The organism is Streptomyces sp. NPDC096193, from assembly GCF_040302905.1.
Lineage (GTDB): Bacteria > Actinomycetota > Actinomycetes > Streptomycetales > Streptomycetaceae > Streptomyces.
In genome coordinates, this window is the sequence record NZ_JBEOSJ010000027.1 from 44,656 (window position 1) to 67,784 (window position 23,129).

A 23,129-nucleotide genomic window follows, 5' to 3' on the forward strand; every position below is an offset into this window, starting at 1 on the left:
ACGGCGAAGGGCCCCGTCCGACGAATGGACAGGGCCCTTCACCTGCTACTGCCGGGAGGTGTCTCCGGCGCTGTGGCGGCGATGCACTCGCTTCAGGCGATCAGTGGTGGCCGTGGCCGCTGCTGATCTCCTTGAACTCCTCGGGCCTCGGCTTGGGGATCTGGTTCTCCTCGCCGTAGTAGGACTTGCTGAGCTTGACCCGCAGCTTCTGGGCGGCCGAGAGCTTGCGCCGGACACCGTTCTCGTCCGTCTCCGGACCGAGCTCCGCGGGCTTGTACTGCTCGTGCGCGGTGAGCGCGTGCAGCTCGCTCTGGCTGAGCGGCTCGTGGACCTCGACGAACTCACCGTGCGGCAGGCGCTTGATGACGCCGGACTCGCGTCCGTGCAGCACCTTGTCCCGGTCGCGACGCTGCAGACCCAGGCAGATCCGCTTCGTGACGATGAAGGCGATGACCGGTCCGGCGAAGAAGAAGATCCGGACGAACCAGGTGATCGCGTTGATCGACAGATGGAAGTGGGTCGCCCACAGGTCGTTGCCGCCACCGACCAGCAACACGAAGTAGAGGGTCAGCCACGCCACACCGAAGGCCGTTCGGGTCGGGGCGTTGCGCGGGCGGTCCAGGATGTGGTGCTCGCGCTTGTCCCCGGTGACCCAGGACTCGATGAACGGGTAGACGGCGATCGCGACCAGAACCAGCGGGAAGATCATCAGCGGGATGAACACACCCAGGACGAGTGTGTGGCCCCAGGCGTTGATCTCCCAGCCTGGCATCACACGGATCAGACCCTCGGAGAAGCCCATGTACCAGTCGGGCTGCGCGCCGGTGGAGACCTGGTCGGGCCGGTAGGGACCGAGCGCCCAGATCGGGTTGATCGAGGCGACCGCGGCCATCACCGAGATGACACCGAAGACCAGGAAGAAGAAGCCTCCGGCCTTGGCCATGTAGACCGGCAGCAGCGGCATGCCCACGACGTTGTTGTTCGTCCGGCCGGGGCCCGCGAACTGCGTGTGCTTGTGGTAGAAGACCAGGATCAGGTGGCCCACCAGCAGACCGAGCATGATGCCCGGCAACAGCAGGATGTGGACCGAGTAGAACCTCGCCACGAAGTCGCCGCCGGGGAACTCCCCGCCGAACAGGAACATCGACAGGTACGTGCCGACGACCGGCACGGACAGGACCGCTCCCTGCATGAACCGCACACCGGTGCCCGACAACAGGTCGTCCGGCAGCGAGTAACCGGTGAAGCCGGTGAACATGCCGAGGACGAACAGCAGGAAGCCGAACAGCCAGTTGACTTCGCGCGGCTTGCGGAACGCGCCCGTGAAGAAGACGCGCATCATGTGCACCAGCATGCCGGCGAGGAACACCAGCGCGGCCCAGTGGTGGATCTGCCGGATCAGCAGACCCCCGCGGACGTCGAAGCTGATGTCCAGGGTCGAGGCGTACGCCTCCGACATCCGCACACCCTGCATCGGGATGTAGCTGCCGTGGTACTCCACCTCGTTCATCGACGGGTGGAAGAACAGCGTCAGATACACACCCGTGAGGATGATGATGATGAAGCTGTAGAGGCAGATCTCACCGAGCATGAAGGACCAGTGGTCCGGGAAGATCTTGCGCATGTTGGCCTTGGCCAGGGAGTAGATCCCCAGCCGGCCGTCCGCCCAGTCGGCAACCTTCTCGCCGGCCGGTGCTTTGCGCTTGGACTCTGTCGTGGTACTCATCCGCGCTCCCAGAAGGCAGGACCGACAGGCTCGTCGAAGTCGCCGAGCGCCTCGAGGTGGCCCTCGGCATTCACACCGATCCGCAGCTGCGGAAGGGCGTGACCGGCGGGACCGAAGATGACGCGGGCGCCGTCGGCGAGGTCGAAGGTGGACTGGTGGCACGGGCAGAGCACGTGGTGCGTCTGCTGCTCGTACAGGCTGATCGGGCAGCCGACGTGCGTGCAGATCTTCGAGAAGGCCACGATGCCCTCGTGCGACCACTCGAGCTCGCGCTTGTCCTTGATGTCCTCCGGCTGGATGCGGACGATCATCAGGGCCGTCTTCGCGATCTCCTTCTGGAAATCGTGACTGTCCTCCTCCAGGCCCTCGGGCTTGGCGAAGGTCAGCGAACCGACGGCGACGTCCTCGGGACGCAGCGGCTCATTGGTGTTCATGTTGATGAGCTGCTTGCCCTTGGCCCACAGCGTCGAGCGGAGCTTCTTCTCGGGCAGCGGACCGAGGTCGCGCAGCAGCACCACACTGGAGAGCGGCAGCAGCGTCAGCGCACCGAGCATCGTGTTGCGGATCAGCTTACGCCGGCCGATCCCGGACTCCCTGGCGCCCTCCGCGAAGTCGGCCATGACCTTGGCGCGGACCTCGGGCGGTGCGGCGATGGGGTGCCGCTCGTCGACCATCTCCACGTCCGACATCAGGGTGCGGGCCCAGTGGACCGCGCCCGCGCCGATGCAGAAGAGGGCGACACCGAGCGTCATACCCAGCGCGAAGTTCAGCGCGCTGATGTGGCCGAGCGGCCAGATGTAGACGATCTCGTTGACCGGGAAGATCACGAACGACGCGATGAACGCGACCGTTGCCAGCATCGACAGCAGGAACAGGAAGGCGACCGTGCGCTCGGAGCGCTTGGCGGCCCTTTCGTCGATGTCCTGGATACGCGGTTTGTGGGCCGGCAGTCCCGGGTCGGCGAACGGGTCCGCGTCGTGCTTGACGACGGTGGTGCCCTCGTGTCCCGCGCCGTGCGCGGCGGCCTGCTCTGCGGGCAGGTTCTCTTCTGGATTCTCTTGGCTACTCATGACTTCTTGGCCTTAGCGGTGTGGGCCGCGACCCAGATGGCGACTGCGATCAGCGCACCCAGACCGAAGATCCAGCCGAACAGTCCCTCACTGACGGGGCCGAGGCCACCCAGATTGAGGCCGCCGGGGCTCTCCGACTCCTCGCCGTTCACATTCTTGATGTAAGCGATGATGTCCCGCTTTTCCTGCTCCGGCAACGTCGTGTCGGGGAAGGAGGGCATGTTCTGCGGGCCGGTCTGCATGGCCTCGTAGATGTGCTTCGGGCTCACGCCTTCCAGGCTCGGGGCGTACTTGCCGTTGGTCAGCGCACCGCCCTCACCCGTGAAGTTGTGACACTGGGCGCAGTTGGTGCGGAACAGGTCGCCACCCTTGGCGATGTCGGCACCCGCGGGGTTGTACTGCTTCTCGGTCGGCGTGATCGGACCGGCGCCGAGCGAGGCGATGTACGCCGCCAGCTGGTCGATCTCGGCCTGCGAGTAGATGACCTTCTTCTTCGGCACCTGGGCGCCCGGCTGCTGGGCCGGCATACGGCCGGTGCCGACCTGGAAGTCGACGGCTGCGGAGCCCACGCCGACCAGGCTCGGGCCGTCAGAGGTGCCCTGACCGCCGGTACCGTGGCAGCTGGCGCAGCCGACGGTGTAGAGCTTCTTGCCCTCCTCGATGGCGAGGGACTGGGCGGTTTCATCGGCCTGCGCCTTGTCCGCGGGTGCGAACGCGGCGTACAGCCCCCCAGTTGCCGCCAGCGCGAGGAGTAGGACGACGACCGCCGCCAGCGGATGGCGTCGTCGTGCGGAGAGCTTTTTCACGGATTACCCCGGTGTCAGGATCTTCTGCGTCGATGCTTCTGGACTGTGTCTGCTTCAGGCAGCGTGTGCCTGCGCCGTTTACTTGATCATGTAGATCGTGGCGAAGAGGCCGATCCAGACGACATCGACGAAGTGCCAGTAGTAGGACACGACGATGGCGGCGGTTGCCTGCTCGTGGGTGAACCTCCTGGCTGCGTACGTTCTGCCGAGAACCAGCAGGAAGGCAATGAGTCCGCCCGTCACGTGCAGACCGTGGAAGCCGGTGGTCAGGTAGAACACCGAGCCGTACGGGTCCGACGAGAGCGAGAGGCCCTCGTGTTTGACCAGCTCGGTGTACTCGAACACCTGGCCGCCGATGAAGATCGCACCCATCACGAACGTGATCACGAACCAGGAGCGGAGCTTCTTCACGTCACCGCGCTCGGCGGCGAAGACGCCGAGCTGACAGGTGAGGGAGGAGAGCACCAGGATCGTGGTGTTGGTCGCCGAGAACGGGAAGTTCAAGGTGGAAGCCTTCTCCGACCAGAACTCGGTCCCCGTCACCGATCGCAGGGTGAAGTACATCGCGAAGAGGGCCGCGAAGAACATCAGCTCGGAACTCAGCCAGATGATGGTTCCGACGCTGGTGAGGTTCGGTCGATTGACCGACGGGTGCGCGTGCCCGGTTTCTACTGTCGTTGCTGTCGCCACGACCGACATTATGTCGGTCGCTTATCCCGCCCTCACTCCGGGGGGTGCCGTTCGGTGTGTCAGCGGCTCCCGTCCAGCCCGAACGGCCCATCGAAGCGGTGTCCGAACGGCTGTTGACCGGCTGTGGAACCGAGTAGCATCCGGCCCATCGGTTCCTGAGCCGAGCCGCCGTCGAATCGGAGGAAGAATGCAGCCGACCGCCACCGTGCTGGTCTACAGCGACGACGCCAACACCCGCGAGCAGGTGCGGCTGGCGACCGGACGCAGGCCGGCGACCGACGTTCCGCCGGTCGAGTTCATCGAGTGCGCCACGCTGCCCGCCGTGCTGAAGCAGCTGGACCGGGGCGGCGTCGATGTCTGTGTGCTGGACGGCGAGACGGTTCCCGCGGGCGGTATGGGCGTGTGCCGGCAGATCAAGGACGAGATCTTCGACTGCCCGCCCGTGCTGCTGCTGATCGGCCGCCCGCAGGACGCCTGGCTGGCCACCTGGAGCCGCGCGGAGGCCGCTGTGACCCTTCCGGTGGACCCGGTGGAGTTCGCGGACGCACTGGCGGCCCTGCTGCGCGGCAGGCTGGCCGTGGAGGCCTGACGAGCCTGCCGCGTGCCGGTCAGACCTGGGGACGCAGCCGTGCCGTGTCGACGGGGTTCGTGACGGCACCGGTGCCACCTCCGGCCACCAGGGCACTGCCCGTGCGCCACTTGTCCCAGTCCAGGTTCCAGTCGCCGAAGCCGTTGCCGAACGGGTCCATCTCGTTTCCGGCACTGTTGACGACCTTCACCACGTCGCCCTCGCGGACGGTATTGAAGAACCACTGGGCGTTGCTGGTCGACATGCCCGTGCAGCCGTGGCTGACGTTCGCGGCGCCCTGCGATCCGACGGACCACGGGGCGGCGTGCACGTACTCACCGCTCCAGGTGACGCGCGTGGCGTAGTAGACCGGCAGGTCGTACGACTCCGAACTGCCCTCGGCGATGCCGATGCTGGTGCCGCGCATCCGGACGAAGTACTCCTTGGCGAGCACGACCTTGATGCCGTTGCGGGTGGAGAAGCCGGGCTTGCCCGTGGTCACCGGAATGGTGTTGATCACTTCTCCGTTGCGCAGAACCGTCATCTGGTGCGAGGCAGCGTCGGTGATGGCCTCGATCCGGTCGCCGATGGTGAGCTTCAGGCCCTTGGAGGAGCCTCCGTAGAGCTTGTTGGAGACCTTGACGCCCTGGAGGTTGCTGGAGGCGCTCACGGTCGCTCCGGTGGGCCAGTACTCCTTCGGGCGGAAGTGCAGCTTCTTGTCGTCGACCCAGTGCCAGGCTCCCTCCACCGAGGGCTGGGAGTCGACCTTGAGCGCACGTTCGACGACTTGCCGGGCGGCCTTGTCCTTGACGGGGAGGCTGAGGTCGGCCGTGATGGGCTGCCCGACCCCGTACGTGCCCGTCTTCGGGCCGAACGCGACCGTCAGCAGGCGTTTGGCCGGGGCGGTCTCGAAGGTGAGGGTGCGGCTGCCGGGCGAGCCGTCGGAGTCCTCCGTGGAGACCTTGACGGTGTACTTCGCACCGGCCGAGAGCGGGGCGGTGGAGCGCCAGCGGCTGCCGTCCGCGGAGAGTTCGCCGGCGAGGAAGTGCCCGGCGCCGTCAATGACGGTCACATCCGTGATGCGGCCGCTGTCATCCTTGGTGGTGACTTCCAGGGGCTTGTCGGGGTCGACCTTCTTCCCACTGGAGTGGGGCGTGTTGAAGGATATCTGCTCCGCCGCGTCGAACGGTGTGGCGGAGAGCGGGTGGGTGTCGGGTTCGCCGCACGCGGTCGCTACCGCCCCGAGGGACACGACCAGCAGGGTGCAGCTCAGAATGGTGCGAAACCGAGGCGTCTGACTCATAAGCACACGTTATGAAGATCAGTCGGCAGCGGCGCGCCGAGAGGCTGCAAATGGGCGGACCCGGGTCCCCCTCGCGAGTGAAGGGGATCCGGGTCCGCCCGTGCGTTGCTGATGCGGTGTTACTGGTTCTGGCTCTCACCGCGGTAGTACTCGAACACCCAGCCGAAGATTCCGACGAGGATCAGCGGCGCCGAGAAGTACAGCAGCCACCAGCCCATCGCGACGGCGAGGAAGGCGAGCGCGCCACCGACGGCCAGCGAGAGCGGCTGCCAGCTGTGCGGGGAGAAGAACCCCACCTCGCCGGCCTCGTCCGCGACGTCGGCGTCCTTGTTGTCCTGCGCCATCGCGTCGACCCGCCGGGCCGTGAAGGCCAGGTAGAAGCCGATCATGATGCTCAGGCCGAAGGCCAGGAAGAGCGCGGTCGTACCGGCCGGATCCTTCGACCACACGCCGTACAGGATGGCGACGGCGAGGATGAAGAAGCTCAGCCACAGGAACATCTTGCCCTGGATCTTCACTTCCCGACCTCCTTGCCGCCGAACATCTTGGTGTCCTTCTGGCCGGCGTTCTCGAGGGTCTCGAGAGCCGCGACCTCAGGGTGATGGAGGTCGAAGGCCGGGGATTCCGAGCGGATCCGCGGCAGAGTGATGAAGTTGTGCCGGGGCGGCGGGCAGGACGTGGCCCATTCGAGCGAACGGCCGTAGCCCCACGGGTCGTCGACCTCGATCTTCTTGCCGTACTTCGCCGTCTTCCACACGTTGTAGAAGAACGGCAGGACCGAGAGGCCCAGGACGAACGAGCTGATCGTGGAGATGGTGTTCAGCGCGGTGAAGCCGTCGGCGGCCAGGTAGTCCGCGTACCGCCGCGGCATGCCCTCGGCGCCCAGCCAGTGCTGGACCAGGAAGGTGCCGTGGAAGCCGATGAACAGCGTCCAGAAGGTCATCTTGCCGAGCCGCTCGTCCAGCATCTTGCCCGTGAACTTCGGCCACCAGAAGTGGAACCCGGCGAACATCGCGAAGACCACGGTGCCGAAGACGACGTAGTGGAAGTGCGCGACGACGAAGTACGAGTCGGAGACGTGGAAGTCCATCGGCGGCGAGGCCAGGATGACGCCGGTCAGACCACCGAAGGTGAAGGTGACCAGGAAGCCGATCGTCCACAGCATCGGTGTCTCGAAGGACAGTGAGCCCTTCCACATCGTGCCGATCCAGTTGAAGAACTTCACACCGGTCGGCACCGCGATGAGGAACGTCATGAACGCGAAGAACGGTAGGAGTACCCCGCCTGTCACGTACATGTGGTGCGCCCACACCGTCACCGACAGACCGGCGATCGCGATCGTCGCACCGATCAGGCCGATGTAACCGAACATCGGCTTGCGGCTGAAAACCGGGATCACTTCGGAGACGATCCCGAAGAACGGCAAGGCGATGATGTACACCTCTGGATGGCCGAAGAACCAGAAGAGGTGTTGCCACAGCAGCGCGCCGCCGTTGGACGCGTCGAAGACGTGGGCGCCGAACTTGCGGTCCGCCTCCAGCGCGAAGAGCGCGGCGGCGAGGACCGGGAAGGCGAGCAGGACCAGGACACCGGTCAGCAGCACGTTCCAGGTGAAGATCGGCATCCGGAACATCGTCATGCCGGGCGCGCGCATGCAGATGATCGTGGTGATGAAGTTGACCGAGCCGAGGATCGTGCCGAAGCCGGAGAAGGCCAGACCCATGATCCACATGTCGGCGCCGATACCCGGCGAGCGAACGGCGTCCGACAGCGGCGAGTAGGCGAACCAGCCGAAGTCGGCAGCACCGTTCGGCGTGATGAAGCCCGCGACGGCGATGATCGAGCCGAAGAGGTACAGCCAGTACGCGAACATGTTCAGCCGCGGGAACGCCACGTCGGGCGCGCCGATCTGCAGCGGCATGATCCAGTTCGCGAAACCGGCGAACAGCGGCGTCGCGAACATCAGCAGCATGATCGTGCCGTGCATCGTGAACGCCTGGTTGAACTGCTCGTTCGACATGATCTGCGTGCCCGGCCGGGCGAGCTCGGCGCGCATGAAGAGCGCCATCACTCCGCCGATGCAGAAGAAGACGAACGACGTGACCAGGTAGAGCGTGCCGATGGTCTTGTGGTCGGTGGTGGTCATCCACTTCACCACCACATTGCCGGGCTGCTTGCGCCGTACCGGCAGCTCGTTCTCGTACGAGTCGTCAGCTGCTGCGGCGGCACCCTGGGGTTCGTTGAGGATGCTCACAGTAGGTTCTTCTCCGCATTCCTGGCCGGGTCCGTCTGCTCAATGCCCGACGGGATGTAGCCGGTCTGCCCCTTCTCCGCCAGCTCCTTCAGGTGCTGCTGGTAGCGCTCCGGGGAGACCACCTTGACGTTGAAGAGCATCCGGGAGTGGTCGACGCCGCAGAGCTCGGCGCACTTGCCCATGAAGGTGCCCTCCTGGGTCGGAGTCACCTCGAAGGAGTTGGTGTGGCCCGGGATGACGTCCTGCTTCATCAGGAAGGGAACCACCCAGAAGGAGTGGATCACGTCACGAGAGGTCAGGACGAACCGGACCTTCTCCCCCTTGGGCAGCCACAGCGTCGGACCCGGGTTGCCGTTCTGCGGGTTCCGCGTGCCGGGGATACCGGCGTCGTAGACTCCGCCGGCGTTGGCCGGGAAGTCGTCGCGGTACCTGTCGGGGATGGCCCGCAGGTCCTCGGACGTCTTCGCGTCGCCCGCGGAGCCCGCGACGTTCTCGATGTAGTTGAAGCCCCAGCTCCACTGGTACCCGACCACGTTGACCGTGTGGGCGGGCTTGTCGGCCATGGAGAGAAGCTTGGACTCGTCACGCGCGGTGAAGTAGAAGAGCACCGAGACGATGATGAGCGGAACGACCGTGTACAGGGCCTCGATGGGCATGTTGTACCGGGTCTGCGGAGGAACCTCCACCTTGGTGCGGCTGCGCCGGTGGAAGATGACACTCCACACGATCAGGCCCCACACCAGGACGCCCGTGGCGAGCGCTGCCGCCCACGAGCCCTGCCAGAGGGACAGGATGCGCGGCGCCTCCTCCGTGACCGGGGTGGGCATACCAAGGCGGGGGAAATCCTTGTAGGTGCAACCAGTGGCGGTCGCCAGGATCAGGCCCGCAGTCAGCAGCTGCGTCAGCTTCCGCCGCATCGGGCGCCGCGACATGGGGGTACCGCCCGCGCCCCCCAGGGCGTGGGGGAGGTCGGAGCCGTTGGGACTCACGTAGCGCCTTCCCGAGAGTCTCGGCCCGCGCGGCATGCCGCGGCCGTCTCGCTGGTCGGTCGCCGGCCCTGACGCGGGCAGGGGTTTGGATGTTTATGCGGACCAAACCCTACTGGACGCTATTTGGGGTCGCGCGGGGAGGGTGCCCAACGCGCCGTCCGACACCCCGAAGGGATGGAAAGCGTCCGGAATGCCTGCCTCCGGCGGGCATCTGACGCTGCTTCCGGGTCCTGGGGTTAGCGTGGCGACGTGCCCTACTTCGATGCCGCGTCCTCCGCTCCCCTGCACCCGGTTGCCCGCCAGGCCCTGCAGGCCTCCCTGGACGAGGGGTGGGCCGATCCCTCGCGGCTGTACCGCGAAGGGCGGCGGGCGAGGCTGTTGCTGGACGCGGCGCGGGAGGCCGCGGCGGAGGCCGTGGGGTGCCGCCCGGACGAGCTCGTGTTCACTCCTTCAGGGACGCGCGCGGTTCACCTCGGAGTTTCCGGGGCGCTCGCGGGCCGTCGGCGTGTCGGACGGCATGTGGTGGTCTCGGCGGTGGAGCACTCCTCCGTCCTGCACGCGGCCGGCGACACCGCGACCGAGGTGCCGGTGGACCGGGCGGGGCGCGTGGACCCCGCGGCGTACGCGGCGGCGCTGCGCGAGGACACCGCGCTGGCCTGTCTGCAGTCCGCCAACCACGAGGTGGGCACGGAACAGCCGGTGGACCGGGTCGCCGAGGCGTGCCGGGCCGCCGGGGTGCCCCTGCTGGTGGACGCCGCCCAGTCGCTCGCGTGGGGGCCGGTCGGCGGGGACTGGTCGCTGCTCGCCGCCAGCGCGCACAAGTGGGGCGGCCCCGCGGGGGCCGGGCTGCTCGTCGTGCGCAAGGGCGTCCGATTCGCCCCCCAGGAGCCCGCCGACGAGAGGGAGTCCGGCCGGGCCGCGGGCTTCGAGAACCTCCCCGCGATCGTCGCGGCGGCCGCATCCCTGCGGGCGGTACGCGCCGAGGCGGCGGAGGAGGCGGTACGGCTGCGGGCCCTGGTGGACCGTATCCGCGCCCGGGTGCCGGAACTGGTCCCGGACGTCGAGGTGGTGGGCGATGCGGTGCACCGGCTGCCCCACCTCGTCACCTTCTCCTGTCTCTATGTCGACGGGGAGACTCTGCTGCACGAACTGGACCGGCAGGGCTTCTCGGTGTCCTCGGGGTCCTCGTGCACGTCGAGCACCCTCACGCCGAGCCATGTGCTGCGGGCGATGGGGGTGCTGAGCGAGGGCAATGTGCGGGTCTCGCTGCCGCCCGGCACGACCGGGGAGGACGTGGACCGGTTCCTGGAGGTGCTGCCGTCGGTGGTGTCCGCGGTACGGGAACGACTCGGCGCGCCGACCGCCGCGCAGAGCCCCGGCCAGGGAGCGTCCCTCGTGGTGGACGCGCTCGGGAAGCGGTGCCCGATCCCGGTGATCGAGCTGGCGAAGGTGATCGGCGACGTACCGCTGGGCGGCACGGTGACGGTGCTGTCGGACGACGAGGCGGCCCGTCTGGACATCCCGGCGTGGTGTGTGATGCGGGACCAGGAGTACGTGGGCGAGGAGGCGGCGGAGCGCGGGACGGCGTACGTCGTGAGGCGGCTGGTGTAGGTCGCGCTTCTGGGCGCGGGGGCCGTCGGCGGGGCGGGGCCGGAGCCCGGGCCGGGTTCGGGACCGGGCCTACCGAGCGGCCTCCCGGGCCGCGGCGCCGGGTCCAGTCGTACGCCGTGGACGGGCGGGCTTCCGGAAACGACGCTCCCCCCGGACGGTCGTCCGGGGGGAGCGCGACGGAGCAGGGGGCCGGTCAGCCCAGGTGGCCGCGGACCTCGGCCGCCGCGTCGTGGCCGTACGCCTTGGTGAAGCGGTCCATGAAGTGCGCCCGCCGCAGCGTGTACTCCTGCGTGCCCAGCGTCTCGATCACCAGCGTCGCGAGCATGCAGCCGACCTGCGCCGCCCGCTCCAGGCCCACGCCCCAGGTCAGGCCCGAGAGGAAGCCCGCGCGGAAGGCGTCGCCCACGCCCGTCGGGTCGACCTTGGCCTCCTCCTCGGCGCAGCCGACCTCGATCGGCTCGTGCCCGGCGCTCTCGATGCGCACGCCGTTCGCGCCGAGGGTGGTGACCCGATGGCCGACGCGGCCGAGGATCTCCTCGTCGGTCCAGCCCGTCTTGGACTCGATGAGTCCCTTCTCGTACTCGTTGGAGAAGAGGTAGGTGGCGCCGTCGAGCAGTATCCGGATCTCGTCACCGTTCATCCGGGCGATCTGCTGCGAGAAGTCGGCCGCGAAGGGGATCTGCCGCGAGCGGCACTCCTCGGTGTGGCGGAGCATGGCCTCCGGGTCGTCCGCGCCGATCAGGACCAGGTCCAGGCCGCCGACCCGGTCCGCGACCGACTTCAGCTCGATCTGACGGGCCTCGCTCATGGCGCCCGTGTAGAAGGAGCCGATCTGGTTGTGGTCGGCGTCGGTGGTGCAGACGAAGCGCGCGGTGTGCAGGACCTCGGAGATCCTGACGGACCCGGTGTCCACGCCGTGGCGGTCGAGCCAGGCGCGGTACTCGTCGAAGTCCGATCCGGCCGCTCCGACCAGGATCGGCCTGGTGCCCAGCTGGCCCATGCCGAAGCAGATGTTCGCACCGACACCGCCCCTGCGCACATCGAGGTTGTCGACCAGGAAGGAGAGGGAGACCGTGTGCAGCTGGTCCGCGACGAGTTGGTCCGCGAAACGGCCGGGGAAGGTCATGAGGTGATCGGTGGCGATGGAACCGGTGACTGCGATTCGCACGGCGATGCGCTCCAGGGGCGGGGGCGGATGACGCTTCACGCTACCGGTTGTCAGGCCGGGGCTGAAGGGCAGAAACTACCCGATAGTAGGTCTTTTTTCGCAGACCTCCCGATGCGTACGGTGCGGATATGACAAAGTCCATCGCTTCTCCCGCGCCGCTCGAGTCCGAGATCTCCCTGGCCCAGCTGCGCGGCGACTGCGCACGGATGGCTCCGCACTGGGTCGTGCCCGCCGCCAAGGCGGCCGCTCCCGTGTCGCCGTCCCGTATCCATGGTGTCGTCGTACCCGCGTCCTCGGCGCGGCTCCTGGACGCCATGTCCGAATACGGCGACTGAGTCCGGGGCACTCACCGCACGCCCGTCGAGGGCGCGTGAGCCAACTCAGGGCGCTCCGGGGAACCGTGCGCGCCCCTGCTCCGTCTCATCGGTGCCCCCGTATCCCGGGGACACACGACAAGGAGCGATGCGGTGAGCAGCACGGAGAACACTCACGACAGCTCACGCCGCCGGCGTTCCCCGCTCGCCATCGCCTCTGTGGCGGCGGCGGTACTGATCGCGGGTGGCGGCAGTGCGTACTTCGCGACGGCCGGCTTCGGCAGCGGCGACGACGGGACGGACGCCAGAAGCGGTGCGTCCGGCAATGACGCGAAACCGCCGTTGCTCTCGCTGGACACCCCCCGGGACTCCGGCCCCGGGATCGCCCCGGGTGAGCCCGACCCGACGGGCGGCACCGTCTACCGGGCCGAGGGCAAGCTGCCGGACGGCCCGGACGAGGCGGCCGTGCACCGCGCGCGGGGTGCGGTCACCGCGGACGAGGTGACCCGGCTGGCGAAGGCGCTCGGCATCCCGGGCACTCCCCGGCTCGTCGGGCCCGCCTGGAAGATCGGCGCGGACAAGGACGGCTCCGGCCCGATCCTGGAGGTCAACAAGCAGGCGCCGGGCACCTGGACCTTCTCCGCCTTCGGCACCGCGCCGCGCGGCGACAACTGCCTGAAGGGCAAGGCCTGTCCGTCCCGCGGCGACGCCGACGCCGGAGGAACCGCCCCGGCCGGCAAGCCGGTGAGCGAGGCGGCCGCCAAGAAGGCCGCCCGGCCCGTGCTCGCAGCTCTCGGTCAGAGCGATGCCGCCCTGGACGCACGCCAGTTGATGGGTGCGGTCCGCGTCGTGAACGCCGACCCGAAGGTCGGCGGACTGCCCACCTACGGCTGGACGACGGGCGTGCAGATCGGTGCGGACGGCCAGGTCGTGGGCGGCGGCGGGCACATGAAGAAGCCCGCGAAGAGCGCTTCGTACCCGGTGCTCTCCGCCGACGACGCGCTGAAGCAGCTGAACAAGGACGCCCGCGGCGACGGCACGGTCGGTATCGGCGGGTGCGCGACTCCGGCGCCGGTGGAGGGCGAGCAGAAGCCGGCGGCCCCGTGCGAGCCGAAGAGCGCGAAGGCCGCCACGCCGCAGCAACTGGCCATCGGCAAGGCGGTGTTCGGGCTGGCCGCGCAGTACGTGGACGGACAGCAGGCGCTGGTCCCCTCGTGGCTGTTCGCGGTCGAACCGGCCGGCGGCACACGGACGTTCACGATCGCCCAGCCGGCGGTTGCACCGAAGTATCTGAAGCCGGCCGCGCCGCCGGCCTCGGCCAAGCCGCCGCAGCAGGACATCGAGCCGACCGCGCCGCCGAAGACACCGGCTCCCCAGTCCGAGCGCCGGGTCCAGTCGTACGCCGTGGACGGGCGGACACTGACGGTCACCTTCTGGGGCGGGGTGTGCAGCGACTACGCGGCGACGGCGGCCGAGAAAGGCGACGAGGTCACGGTGCGGATCACCGAGTCCAAGCCGAACCCGGACCGGGTCTGCATCGCGATCGCCAAGGAGCTGACGGAGAAGGTCACGCTGGACAAGCCGCTGGGCGACAGGAAGGTCCTGGACGCGGACACGGGCAAGGCGGTGCCGCGCCACGGGCAGTGAGTGCCACACCGCGTACGCGGACGTGGCATGCGCCCGTACGCGGACGTGGTGAGCGCCCGATCGAGCACCGAGACGCCTCAGGGCATGGCTCTGATGGGCATGACGAAAGGCGGCGACCCGGGTGGGTCGCCGCCTTTCGTACGGCTCAGGGGGCCTGGGCTCCTAGCTGAAGGAGTCGCCGCAGGCGCAGGAGCCGGTCGCGTTCGGGTTGTCGATCGTGAAGCCCTGCTTCTCGATGGTGTCGACGAAGTCGATCGAGGCGCCGCCCAGGTACGGGGCGCTCATCCGGTCGGTGACGACCTTGACGCCGCCGAAGTCCTTGACGACATCGCCGTCGAGCGCACGCTCGTCGAAGAACAGCTGGTAACGCAGGCCGGAGCAGCCACCGGGCTGAACCGCGACGCGCAGCGCCAGGTCCTCCCGGCCTTCCTGGTCCAGCAGGGCCTTGACCTTGGCCGCGGCGGCGTCGGAAAGGAGGATGCCGTCGCTCACGGTGGTGGTCTCGTCCGATACGGACATCTGCTTCATCACTCCCGGGATGGGGTCTCCCCGCCGGAGGCAGGGGAACGGAGACTGCTTGCCGACGATTGCAACCGGCGTGGCCGCGGATTCATTCCGGACCGATGGACGTGTCTTGCTCTTTCATGCTCGCACACCGGCGCGCGGGCGGGCACGGGTCCGCGGCGAGGGGGTGCGTCACATCGACGCTATCGGCATCGTCAAAGTGACGTGAAGCAGTTATGATAGATAGCGTCAAACAGACGAGAAGGTCTTCCGGTGCCAGCCCCAGGCTCCACTGGAGCGCCATCGCCGCGCTCAACGCCCAAGAAGAAAGGGTGCGTGTCGTGACCACCGCCCAAGCCCGTACGGAGCTCGACGTCCAGCCGACGCCGCTCGCCCTGCTGCTGCTCGGCCGAGAGGCCGACCCCCGGAGCGAACGCGGTGTGGAGTGCCCCGGTGACCTGCCCTCCCCGTCCGATCCGGATCTGGTCGAGCGCGCCCGCGCGGCCAAGGAGAAGCTCGGCGAGAAAGTCTTCGTCCTCGGCCACCACTACCAGCGTGACGAGGTCATCCAGTTCGCCGACGTCACCGGCGACTCCTTCAAGCTGGCCAAGGACGCGGCGGCACGGCCGGAGGCCGAGTACATCGTCTTCTGCGGTGTGCACTTCATGGCCGAGTCCGCGGACATCCTGACCACCGACGACCAGATGGTCGTCCTGCCCGATCTGGCCGCAGGCTGCTCGATGGCCGACATGGCGACGGCCGAGCAGGTCGCGGAGTGCTGGGACGTGCTGACCGAGGCCGGCATCGCCGAGCAGGTCGTGCCCGTCTCGTACATGAACTCCTCCGCGGACATCAAGGCCTTCACCGGCAAGCACGGCGGCACGATCTGCACCTCCTCCAACGCCAAGCGGGCGCTGGACTGGGCCTTCGAGCAGGGTGAGAAGGTGCTGTTCCTCCCCGACCAGCACCTCGGCCGCAACACCGCCGTACGGGACATGGGGATGTCGCTGGAGGACTGCGTCCTGTACAACCCGCACAAGCCGAACGGCGGGCTGACCGCCGAGCAGCTGCGGGACGCCAAGATGATCCTGTGGCGCGGGCACTGCTCCGTGCACGGCCGCTTCTCGCTCGACTCCGTCGAGGACGTCCGGGCGCGGATCCCCGGCGTCAACGTGCTGGTGCACCCCGAGTGCAAGCACGAGGTCGTCGCGGCCGCGGACTACGTCGGTTCGACGGAGTACATCATCAAGACGCTGGAGGCGGCCCCGGCCGGTTCCAAGTGGGCCATCGGCACCGAGCTCAACCTGGTCCGCCGGGTCGCGAACGCACACCCCGACAAGGAGATCGTCTTCCTCGACAAGACGGTCTGCTTCTGCTCGACGATGAACCGCATCGACCTTCCGCACCTGGTGTGGACGCTGGAATCGCTGGCCGAGGGCAATCTGGTCAACAGGATCCAGGTCGACAAGGAGACGGAGAGCTTCGCGAAGCTGGCGCTGGAGCGGATGCTCGCGCTGCCGTAGGCGGAGCCGCACCGTACCGGTGGGTCCGCCGCAGGACAGCCGCCGAGGGGAGAAGAGACGCCCCGGTCACCGCGACCGGGGCGCCTCCGTGACGTCGCAGATCAGCTCGGTGAGCTCCACCGGGCGGCTCAGCGCGACGAGGTGGCCGCCCGGCAGGTCCTCGACGGGCACGTTCGGCAGGCGTTCCGCGGCGATCCGCAGCTGGAACCCGAGCGGGAAGAACCGGTCGTCACGGCCTTGGAGGATGCGGGTGGGGACGTCCGGCCAGGCCCGCAGCGGCCAGGGTTCGGCGAACAGCGCCTCCGAGGGGCCGGACGCCTCGCCCGACATCGCCTCGTCCGTGGCGTCCTGGGGCACGTCGTGGAAGAAGTCGACGATCAGGTCGAATCCCGCGTCCGGATCGCGCCCCTCCTCCGCCGCGAAGGCGCGGGCGGCCTCGTCCCGGCCGGTGTTGTCCCACCACTCCCCCGCGGTCTCACCGGGGGTCGGGATCATCGGGTTGACCAGGATGATCTGTTGGACGGGGATGCGCTCGCAGACCAGCGGGGCGATGACGGCGGCGAGGGACTGGGCGACCAGGACCGGCCCGTCGTCGCCGGTGTCCCGGTCGCCGATCGCGTCCACGACGGCCGTGACGTGCTCGGCGAGACCGGCGTCGAGGCCGCTCGGCAGATCGACGGCGACGGCGTCGTGCCCCCGCTCGCGGAGCATCGGCACGACCCGGTGCCAGTACCAGGCGCGGCCGTCGGCACCGGGGATGAGCACATACGTCGTCATGCGGAGCTCCTCGTTCGTGTCCGCAGCGCGGGGCAGCAGGCCGGCAGGACCATCGTGGCGTCTGTATACCCGGACCCGCATGTCCACGCTCTTCCTTTCCCCCATGCGGTTCTCGCCGCGGGAGATCACGAGGCGGTGGCTCCTCGCGCGAGCCCCCCGGAGTACGGGCGGGGCGTCCGGGGCCCACGACGCCGGGAACGTCCCCCCGGCAGGGCCGAGGCCGGTCCGCGGGCGAGCCGACCCTGCTCGGTTCCGGGAGTCGCGCGGCAGGCGGAAGGGCGACCGACGGCCGGACATCGCGCAGCTCCCGCCGTGCATCGTGCTGCACAGGTCGCTCGTCGAGCGGTGAGGTCCGGTCCGCCCGCGTCCACGATCCGCATCCGCGCCCCGCCCCCGGCCCGACCCGGCCCGACCCCGGAAAACGAACCACCCGGCCCGGGCCCTGCAAGGGACCGGACCGGGTGGCCGTGGTGAGGTGCTACGCGTTCGCCGGAGCCGGCTCGTCCGTGTCCTTCGCGTCCTTGGCGTCCTTCGCGTCGGAAGCGGACTCGTCTCCCGACTTTTTCAGGCGCTTCGCCGCCTTCTTCCCCGCACGGCGCTCCTTGCGCAGCTCGACCATCGCGTACAGCGTCGGCACGAGCAGCAGGGTCAGCAGCGTCGAGGTGACCAGACCGCCGATCACCACGACCGCGAGCGGTTTGGCGATGAAGCCGCCCTCGCCCGTGATGCCGAGGGCCATCGGGAGCAGGGCGAAGATCGTCGCCAGAGCCGTCATCAGGATCGGGCGCAGTCGGTGCCTGCCACCCTCGATGACCGCCTCCACCACGCCCAGGCCCTGGGCCCGGTACTGGTTGATCAGGTCGATCAGCACGATCGCGTTGGTGACCACGATGCCGATGAGCATCAGCATGCCGATCATCGCCGGTACACCCATCGGGGTGCCGGTCAGGATCAGCAGGCCGATCGCGCCGGTGGCCGCGAACGGGATGGACACCAGCAGGATCAGCGGCTGGATCAGCGACCGGAAGGTGGCGACCAGCAGCATGAAGACGATCGCGATCGCGGCCAGCATCGCCAGCCCCAGTGCGGCGAAGGCCTCCTCCTGGTCCTCGGAGACACCGCCGATGGAGGCGGTGGCGCCCTCCGGCAGATCCAGCGAGTTCAGCTTGCTCTGGAGCGCCGTGCTCACCGCACCGGTGTTGTCACCGGTCGGCTTCGCGCTGATCGTCGCGGCCCTTGCCCCGTCGATACGGGTCATGGAGACCGGACCGGGCACGACACGGACGTCCGCGATCTGCCCGAGCCTGACCCCGCCGAGGGACAGGTTCTTCAGCTGCGCCACGGTGGTGGCCGGCTTCGCCGAGGTGATGACGACATCGCGCTCGGTGTCGTCGAGGATCGCCTTGCCGGAGACCGTGCCGCGTACCGCCTGGCCGACGGCCAGACCCAGCGTGGTCTCGTTGAAGCCCGCGTCCGCGGCCTTCGCGTTGGCCTTCACCGAGATACGCGGAATGCTCTGCGCCAGGTCGCTCTGGACGTCGGTGACATCGTCGAGTCCGGCGACCTCCTTGCGTACCGCCTCGGAGGCCTTCTTCAGGACGTCCGCGTCGGCCGCCTTCACCACGACGCTCAGGTCCTGGCTGCCGAAGCCGTCGCCCGCTGCGATCGTGGTGTCACCGATGCCGTCCAGCTTCGCGAGCTCGGCGTCGATGCGGTCGCGGGTCTTCTCGTACGACGCCGCGTCCTTGAGCGTCAGCTGGTAGGAGGCCTGGTTGGCGCCCGTGCCGCCGCCGAAGGCCGCCATGAAGCCGGAGGAACCGACGGTGACCTGGTAGTTCTTGATCTCGTCCAGACCGTCGAGGACCTTCTCGACCTTCTTCGCCGACGCGTCGGCCGCGTCGAGGCCGGTGCCGACCGGCAGCTCCTGCTTGATCGACATGACCTCCTGCTCGCCCTGGTCGAAGAAGTTGGTCTTGAGCAGGCCGGCCATGCCGAAGGTGCCGAAGAGGATGACGACCGCGAGCACGATGCTGGTGATGCGGCGACGGGTCGCGAAGCGCAGCACGGGCACGTACATCCGCTGGAGCGGGCTGCGCTCCTCCTTCTCCTCGGCCACCCGGCGCGCCTCGTCCGGGTCCATGCCCCGGACGGCCTTCGGCGCGCGCAGGAACCAGAACGACAGGACGGGGACGACGGTCAGGGAGACCAGCAGGGAGGCGAGCAGGGCCGCCGTGATGGTGAGGCTGAACGAACCGAACAGCTCGCCGACCATGCCGCCGACCAGTCCGATCGGCAGGAAGACGGCGACGGTGGTCAGCGTGGAGGAGGTGACCGCGCCGGCGACCTCCTTGACGGCCGTGATGATCGCGGCCTGCCGCTCCTCGCCGTAGCCGAGGTGCCGCTTGATGTTCTCCAGGACCACGATCGAGTCGTCGACGACGCGGCCGATCGCGATGGTCAGCGCGCCGAGGGTGAGCATGTTGAGCGACAGGTCGCGGGTCCACAGCACGATCAGCGCGAGGACGACCGAGAGCGGGATGGAGACGGCCGTCACCAGGGTCGAGCGCAGCGAGGCCAGGAAGACCAGGATCACGATGACCGCGAAGACGAGGCCGAGCGCGCCCTCGGTGGTCAGACCCGAGATCGACTTGGAGACGGCGGGGCCCTGGTCGGAGACGACCGTGAGCTCGGCGCCGCTGCCGAGGTCCTTGCGCAGCTCGGGCAGCTTCTCCTGGACCGCGTCGGAGATGGCGACGGCGCTGCCGTTGTTGTCCATGGTGGCGAGGACGGCGAGGCTGGGCTTGCCGTTCGTCCGGGTCAGTGAGACGGCCGTGGCCGGGGTCTGCTTCACGGTGGCGACGTCGCCGAGACGCACCGGCTTGCCCTTGGCGGGCGGTGCCGGGGCGATCCGCAGGTCCTCGATCTGCTTCAGCGTGGTGTAACCGCCGCCGGCCTGGACCGTGAGGCTCTTGCCGTCCTCGTTGAACGAACCGGCCGGCAGGGTGGCGCCGCCCGCCTTGAGCGCCTCGGAGAGGCTCATCGTGTTGAGCCCCGCGGCCGCGAGCTTGCGGTCGTCGGGCGTGACGGAGACCTGGAGGTCCTGGACGCCGTCGATGGAGACCTGGCCGACGCCCTCGATGTCCTCGATCGCCGGGACGACCGTCCGCTCCAGCTGGTCGGCGAGTGCCTGCTGGTCCTTCTGCGAGGTGACGGCGAGCACCACGGTCGGGATGTCGTCCGTGGAGCCGGCGACGACCTGCGGGTCGACGTCGTCCGGGAGCTGGGTACGGGCCCGGTTCACGGCCTGCTGCACGTCGGCGACGAGCTGCTTGGTGCCGTCCCCGTACTCGAAGCTGGCCATGATCACGGCGTTGCCCTCGCTCGCCGTGGAAGTGATCCCCTTGATGCCGTCGACGGCCTTGATGGAGCTCTCGAGCGGTTCGACGACCTGCTTCTCGACCACATCAGGGGACGCGCCCTGGTAAGGAGCGAGCACCGACACCATCGGTAGCTCGATGGAGGGCAGCAACTGCTGCTTGAGCTGCGGGATGGCGATCGCCCCGAAGACGATCGCGACGATCGACATCAGACCTATCAGGGCCCGTTGCGACAGGCTGAATCTCGACAGCCAGGACATGGGGTCTCTCTTCTGTGGCGTGCGTGGCAGGAGGACTTCGCGGGCACGGTCGACTGCCCGTTTATACGATCAGCCATCAGGGAGGGCACACCCGTAGGCCCCAGGTCCCGTTCCTTATCCCGCGCATACCGCAGCTGGAGTACGCGGACGATCCGCTTCACTCCACCCTTGGACGGACCAGGCCCGATTCATAGGCGATGACGACGAGCTGGGCCCGGTCGCGGGCGCCGAGCTTGGCCATCGCACGGTTCACATGCGTTTTCACGGTCAGCGGGCTGACGGCGAGGCGGGTGGCGATCTCGTCGTTGGAGTGGCCACCGCCGACCAGCACGAGGACCTCGCGCTCCCGCACGGTGAGGGCCGCGAGCCGTTTCGAGTACGCCTCCGACTCCGGGCCGTCGTCCGAAGGACCGCCCTGCGCAAGGAACTTGGCGATGAGGCCCTTGGTCGCGACGGGCGAGAGCAGCGCCTCGCCGGCCGCGGCGATACGGATGGCGTTGAGTAGTTCGTCCGGTTCGGCGCCCTTGCCGAGGAAGCCGGAGGCGCCGGCCCGCAGCGACTGCACGACGTACTCGTCCACCTCGAAGGTGGTCAGCATGACGACCCGTACGTGGGACAGTCCGGGGTCCGCGCTGATCATGCGGGTCGCCGCGAGACCGTCCGTACCGGGCATCCGGATGTCCATCAGGACGACGTCGGCCTTCTCCGAGCGGGCGAGCGTGACCGCCTCGGCTCCGTCGGCGGCCTCCCCGACGACCAGCATGTCGGGCTCGGAGTCCACGAGGACCCGGAACGCGCTGCGCAGCAGGGTCTGGTCGTCGGCCAGCAGCACCCTGATCGTCATGTGTCCTCCCCCGTGCGGGCCTTGAAGGGCAGTATCGCCTGGACACGGAATCCGCCGCCGTAGCGGGGGCCCGCGCTGAGCGCCCCGCCGAGTGCGGTGACCCGCTCGCGCATGCCGAGCAGACCGTGGCCGCCGCCGTCCGTCTGGCCGTCGGACTCGCTGCCGTTGTCCAGCACCGTGACCTCCAGGGTCGGGCCGACACGGATCACGCTCACCTCGGCCTTGGCGTCCGGGCCCGCGTGCTTCTGCACATTGGTCAGCGCCTCCTGGATGATCCGGTACGCGGCGAGGTCGACGGCCGCGGGGGCCCGGTCGCCGTCGTCGGCGCGGGCGACCTCGACCGGGAGGCCCGCCTGTCGGAAGGTGGTCACCAACTCGTCGAGCACGTCGAGCCCCGGCGCGGGCTCGGTGGGCGCCTCCGGGTCGCCGGACTGGCGCAGCAGACCGACGGTGGCCCGCAGCTCGTTGAGGGCCGAGCGGCTGGCCTCGCGCACATGCGCGAGCGCCTCCTTGGCCTGGTCGGGACGCTTGTCCATGACATGCGCGGCGACGCCGGCCTGCACATTGACCAGGGCGATGTGGTGCGCGACCACGTCGTGGAGGTCGCGGGCGATCCGCAGCCGCTCCTCGGCGACCCGGCGGCGGGCCTCCTCCTCGCGGGTCCGCTCGGCGCGCTCGGCCCGTTCCCGTATGGCGTCGATGAAGGCCCGGCGGCTGCGCACGGCGTCACCGGCGGCTGCCGCCATGCCGGTCCAGGCGAAGATGCCGACGTTCTGCTGCGTGTACCAGGGCGTGGAGCCGAAGATCATGGCCGAGCCGGTGAGCACCGCCATGGTGAGCAGGCCGACCCGCCAGGTCGTGGGGCGGTCGGTGCGGGACGCGACGGTGTAGAGGGCGATCACGGCGCTCATCGCGACGGGGGCAGCGGGGTCCCCGAGGACGAGCTCGACGACGGACACCGCGGAGGTGAAGATCAGGACGCCCATGGAGTTGCGGCGGCGGAAGACCAGCGCGGCGGAGACCAGCACCATCAGCACCACGCTGCGCACCTCGGGGGTGCGTCCGCCGAACCTCGGCCCGTGCTCCCCGTTCGGGTCCGCGAACGAGCCGACGACCATGCACACCAGCACCGCGGCGGCCAGCGCTCCGTCGAACGCCAGCGGGTGCTCGCGGAGCCAGCGCTGGGTGCGGGCGAACCCGGTGGCGAGTGAGGTCACGTCGGGCAACGTTACGGCCCTCGGAGGCGGGCGGTGTACGCCCCGGTGGGGCGGAGGATCGCGATACGGGTGCGAGGTCGCGGGAGCGGGGGCGGGACGCAGGGGCGGCCCGGCGGGGCGAGGTCCGTCCGAGGCCCCGGCGGTGTCCGGCGCCGCAGCGGGCGAGCCGTCTTCCGGCACGGCAGCGGGGAGCCGCCAGGCTGAGAGCCGCGGGTCCGGTAATGGACGAGGCCAGCGGCCACAGGAGCGGCACGGCAGCGGCAGACCCAAAGGCCCCGGCGGTGTCCGGCGCCGCAGCGGGCGGGTCTTCCGGCCCGGCACGGCCCAGCAGCGGGCGGTTGGTCTTCCGGCCCGGCAGCGGGGAACCGCCAGGCTGAGAGCCGCAGGTCCGGTAATGGACGAGGCCAGCGGCCACAGGAGCGGCACGGCAGCGGCAGACCCAAAGGCCCCGGCGGTGTCCGGCGCCGCAGCGGGCGGGTCT

The 23,129-nt window shown here is 69.0% G+C and carries 19 protein-coding genes; 5 read left to right on the top strand and 14 right to left on the bottom strand.

The window, feature by feature from the left end; all coding sequences use genetic code 11:
- Nucleotides 1-100 precede the first annotated feature (100 nt).
- From qcrB to ctaE, 4 genes are all read right to left on the bottom strand, one after another.
- The gene (gene qcrB / locus ABTX78_RS29960) at nucleotides 101-1,726 is read right to left on the bottom strand and encodes a cytochrome bc1 complex cytochrome b subunit (protein WP_352209907.1); all 1,626 of its coding nucleotides are present in this window, start codon (nucleotides 1,724-1,726) and stop codon (nucleotides 101-103) included.
- Nucleotides 1,723-2,796 (bottom strand): cytochrome bc1 complex Rieske iron-sulfur subunit, encoded by a 1,074-nt coding sequence (qcrA, locus tag ABTX78_RS29965; protein WP_352209908.1) that lies wholly within the window; start codon nucleotides 2,794-2,796, stop codon nucleotides 1,723-1,725. The genes qcrB and qcrA overlap by 4 nt, the downstream gene beginning before the upstream one ends.
- Nucleotides 2,793-3,602: a cytochrome bc1 complex diheme cytochrome c subunit gene (gene qcrC / locus ABTX78_RS29970; protein WP_352209909.1), complete on the bottom strand. Its 810-nt coding sequence runs from the start codon at nucleotides 3,600-3,602 to the stop codon at nucleotides 2,793-2,795. Before qcrC ends, qcrA begins: the two co-directional genes overlap by 4 nt.
- 78 nt (nucleotides 3,603-3,680) lie before the next feature.
- Entirely contained in the window at nucleotides 3,681-4,301 is a 621-nt protein-coding gene (gene ctaE, locus ABTX78_RS29975) for an aa3-type cytochrome oxidase subunit III (protein ID WP_352209910.1), read from the bottom strand.
- 178 nt (nucleotides 4,302-4,479) lie between these two features.
- Here ctaE and ABTX78_RS29980 point away from each other — a divergent pair, with 178 nt between their 5' ends.
- Nucleotides 4,480-4,881, top strand: a complete 402-nt coding sequence (locus ABTX78_RS29980) for a DNA-binding transcriptional response regulator (protein ID WP_352209911.1) — start codon at nucleotides 4,480-4,482, stop codon at nucleotides 4,879-4,881.
- Nucleotides 4,882-4,900: 19 nt separating this feature from the next.
- Here ABTX78_RS29980 and ABTX78_RS29985 read toward each other — a convergent pair whose 3' ends face one another.
- From ABTX78_RS29985 to ctaC, 4 genes are all read right to left on the bottom strand, one after another.
- Nucleotides 4,901-6,163, bottom strand: a complete 1,263-nt coding sequence (locus ABTX78_RS29985; RefSeq protein ID WP_352209912.1) for a L,D-transpeptidase — start codon at nucleotides 6,161-6,163, stop codon at nucleotides 4,901-4,903.
- Nucleotides 6,164-6,282: 119 nt separating this feature from the next.
- The gene (locus tag ABTX78_RS29990) at nucleotides 6,283-6,681 is read right to left on the bottom strand and encodes a cytochrome c oxidase subunit 4 (protein ID WP_352209913.1); all 399 of its coding nucleotides are present in this window, start codon (nucleotides 6,679-6,681) and stop codon (nucleotides 6,283-6,285) included.
- On the bottom strand, nucleotides 6,678-8,417 hold the full coding sequence (ctaD, locus tag ABTX78_RS29995) for an aa3-type cytochrome oxidase subunit I (RefSeq protein WP_352209914.1): 1,740 nt from the start codon (nucleotides 8,415-8,417) through the stop codon (nucleotides 6,678-6,680). Before ctaD ends, ABTX78_RS29990 begins: the two co-directional genes overlap by 4 nt.
- Nucleotides 8,414-9,406: an aa3-type cytochrome oxidase subunit II gene (gene ctaC, locus ABTX78_RS30000; RefSeq protein WP_352209915.1), complete on the bottom strand. Its 993-nt coding sequence runs from the start codon at nucleotides 9,404-9,406 to the stop codon at nucleotides 8,414-8,416. The genes ctaD and ctaC overlap by 4 nt, the downstream gene beginning before the upstream one ends.
- 249 nt (nucleotides 9,407-9,655) lie before the next feature.
- On the opposite strand from ctaC, the gene ABTX78_RS30005 reads away from it, so the two are divergent.
- Nucleotides 9,656-11,017 carry a cysteine desulfurase/sulfurtransferase TusA family protein gene (locus tag ABTX78_RS30005; RefSeq protein WP_352209916.1) on the top strand — a complete coding sequence of 454 codons (1,362 nt, stop codon included), beginning with the start codon at nucleotides 9,656-9,658 and terminating at the stop codon, nucleotides 11,015-11,017.
- A 193-nt stretch (nucleotides 11,018-11,210) separates the two neighbouring features.
- Here ABTX78_RS30005 and ABTX78_RS30010 read toward each other — a convergent pair whose 3' ends face one another.
- Nucleotides 11,211-12,185 carry a carbohydrate kinase family protein gene (locus tag ABTX78_RS30010; protein WP_352209917.1) on the bottom strand — a complete coding sequence of 325 codons (975 nt, stop codon included), beginning with the start codon at nucleotides 12,183-12,185 and terminating at the stop codon, nucleotides 11,211-11,213.
- A 128-nt stretch (nucleotides 12,186-12,313) separates the two neighbouring features.
- Here ABTX78_RS30010 and ABTX78_RS30015 point away from each other — a divergent pair, with 128 nt between their 5' ends.
- Both ABTX78_RS30015 and ABTX78_RS30020 read left to right on the top strand, forming a co-directional pair.
- A complete protein-coding gene (locus ABTX78_RS30015) occupies nucleotides 12,314-12,520 on the top strand; it encodes a hypothetical protein (RefSeq protein ID WP_313946799.1) in 207 nt (68 codons plus the stop codon).
- Between the two features lie 132 nt (nucleotides 12,521-12,652).
- A complete protein-coding gene (locus ABTX78_RS30020) occupies nucleotides 12,653-14,146 on the top strand; it encodes a hypothetical protein (protein WP_352209918.1) in 1,494 nt (497 codons plus the stop codon).
- A 162-nt stretch (nucleotides 14,147-14,308) separates the two neighbouring features.
- Here ABTX78_RS30020 and ABTX78_RS30025 read toward each other — a convergent pair whose 3' ends face one another.
- Nucleotides 14,309-14,665 (bottom strand): iron-sulfur cluster assembly accessory protein, encoded by a 357-nt coding sequence (locus ABTX78_RS30025; RefSeq protein WP_313946797.1) that lies wholly within the window; start codon nucleotides 14,663-14,665, stop codon nucleotides 14,309-14,311.
- A 326-nt stretch (nucleotides 14,666-14,991) separates the two neighbouring features.
- On the opposite strand from ABTX78_RS30025, the gene nadA reads away from it, so the two are divergent.
- Nucleotides 14,992-16,173: a quinolinate synthase NadA gene (gene nadA, locus ABTX78_RS30030; protein ID WP_313946796.1), complete on the top strand. Its 1,182-nt coding sequence runs from the start codon at nucleotides 14,992-14,994 to the stop codon at nucleotides 16,171-16,173.
- 66 nt (nucleotides 16,174-16,239) lie between these two features.
- On the opposite strand, the gene ABTX78_RS30035 is transcribed toward nadA, so the two are convergent.
- The 4 genes from ABTX78_RS30035 to ABTX78_RS30050 all read right to left on the bottom strand — a co-directional run bounded on the left by ABTX78_RS30035 (nucleotide 16,240) and on the right by ABTX78_RS30050 (nucleotide 22,648).
- On the bottom strand, nucleotides 16,240-16,950 hold the full coding sequence (locus ABTX78_RS30035) for an alpha/beta fold hydrolase (protein WP_352209919.1): 711 nt from the start codon (nucleotides 16,948-16,950) through the stop codon (nucleotides 16,240-16,242).
- A 478-nt stretch (nucleotides 16,951-17,428) separates the two neighbouring features.
- Nucleotides 17,429-20,587, bottom strand: coding sequence for an efflux RND transporter permease subunit (locus ABTX78_RS30040; protein WP_352209920.1), 3,159 nt, complete (start codon nucleotides 20,585-20,587; stop codon nucleotides 17,429-17,431).
- 157 nt (nucleotides 20,588-20,744) lie between these two features.
- Nucleotides 20,745-21,431, bottom strand: coding sequence for a response regulator (locus tag ABTX78_RS30045; RefSeq protein WP_352209921.1), 687 nt, complete (start codon nucleotides 21,429-21,431; stop codon nucleotides 20,745-20,747).
- Nucleotides 21,428-22,648 carry a sensor histidine kinase gene (locus ABTX78_RS30050; RefSeq protein WP_352209922.1) on the bottom strand — a complete coding sequence of 407 codons (1,221 nt, stop codon included), beginning with the start codon at nucleotides 22,646-22,648 and terminating at the stop codon, nucleotides 21,428-21,430. Before ABTX78_RS30050 ends, ABTX78_RS30045 begins: the two co-directional genes overlap by 4 nt.
- Between the last annotated feature and the right edge of the window lie 481 nt (nucleotides 22,649-23,129).

Excerpts from the sequence above, each read along its gene's own strand:
- qcrB (WP_352209907.1), bottom strand. The coding sequence starts at position 1,726 with ATGAGTACCACGACAGAGTCCAAGCGCAAAGCACCGGCCGGCGAGAAG.
- qcrA (WP_352209908.1), bottom strand. The coding sequence starts at position 2,796 with ATGAGTAGCCAAGAGAATCCAGAAGAGAACCTGCCCGCAGAGCAGGCC.
- ctaE (WP_352209910.1), bottom strand. The coding sequence starts at position 4,301 with ATGTCGGTCGTGGCGACAGCAACGACAGTAGAAACCGGGCACGCGCAC.
- ABTX78_RS29980 (WP_352209911.1), top strand. The coding sequence starts at position 4,480 with ATGCAGCCGACCGCCACCGTGCTGGTCTACAGCGACGACGCCAACACC.
- ABTX78_RS29985 (WP_352209912.1), bottom strand. The coding sequence starts at position 6,163 with ATGAGTCAGACGCCTCGGTTTCGCACCATTCTGAGCTGCACCCTGCTG.
- ABTX78_RS30015 (WP_313946799.1), top strand. The coding sequence starts at position 12,314 with ATGACAAAGTCCATCGCTTCTCCCGCGCCGCTCGAGTCCGAGATCTCC.
- ABTX78_RS30025 (WP_313946797.1), bottom strand. The coding sequence starts at position 14,665 with ATGTCCGTATCGGACGAGACCACCACCGTGAGCGACGGCATCCTCCTT.
- ABTX78_RS30035 (WP_352209919.1), bottom strand. The coding sequence starts at position 16,950 with ATGACGACGTATGTGCTCATCCCCGGTGCCGACGGCCGCGCCTGGTAC.
- ABTX78_RS30040 (WP_352209920.1), bottom strand. The coding sequence starts at position 20,587 with ATGTCCTGGCTGTCGAGATTCAGCCTGTCGCAACGGGCCCTGATAGGT.
- ABTX78_RS30045 (WP_352209921.1), bottom strand. The coding sequence starts at position 21,431 with ATGACGATCAGGGTGCTGCTGGCCGACGACCAGACCCTGCTGCGCAGC.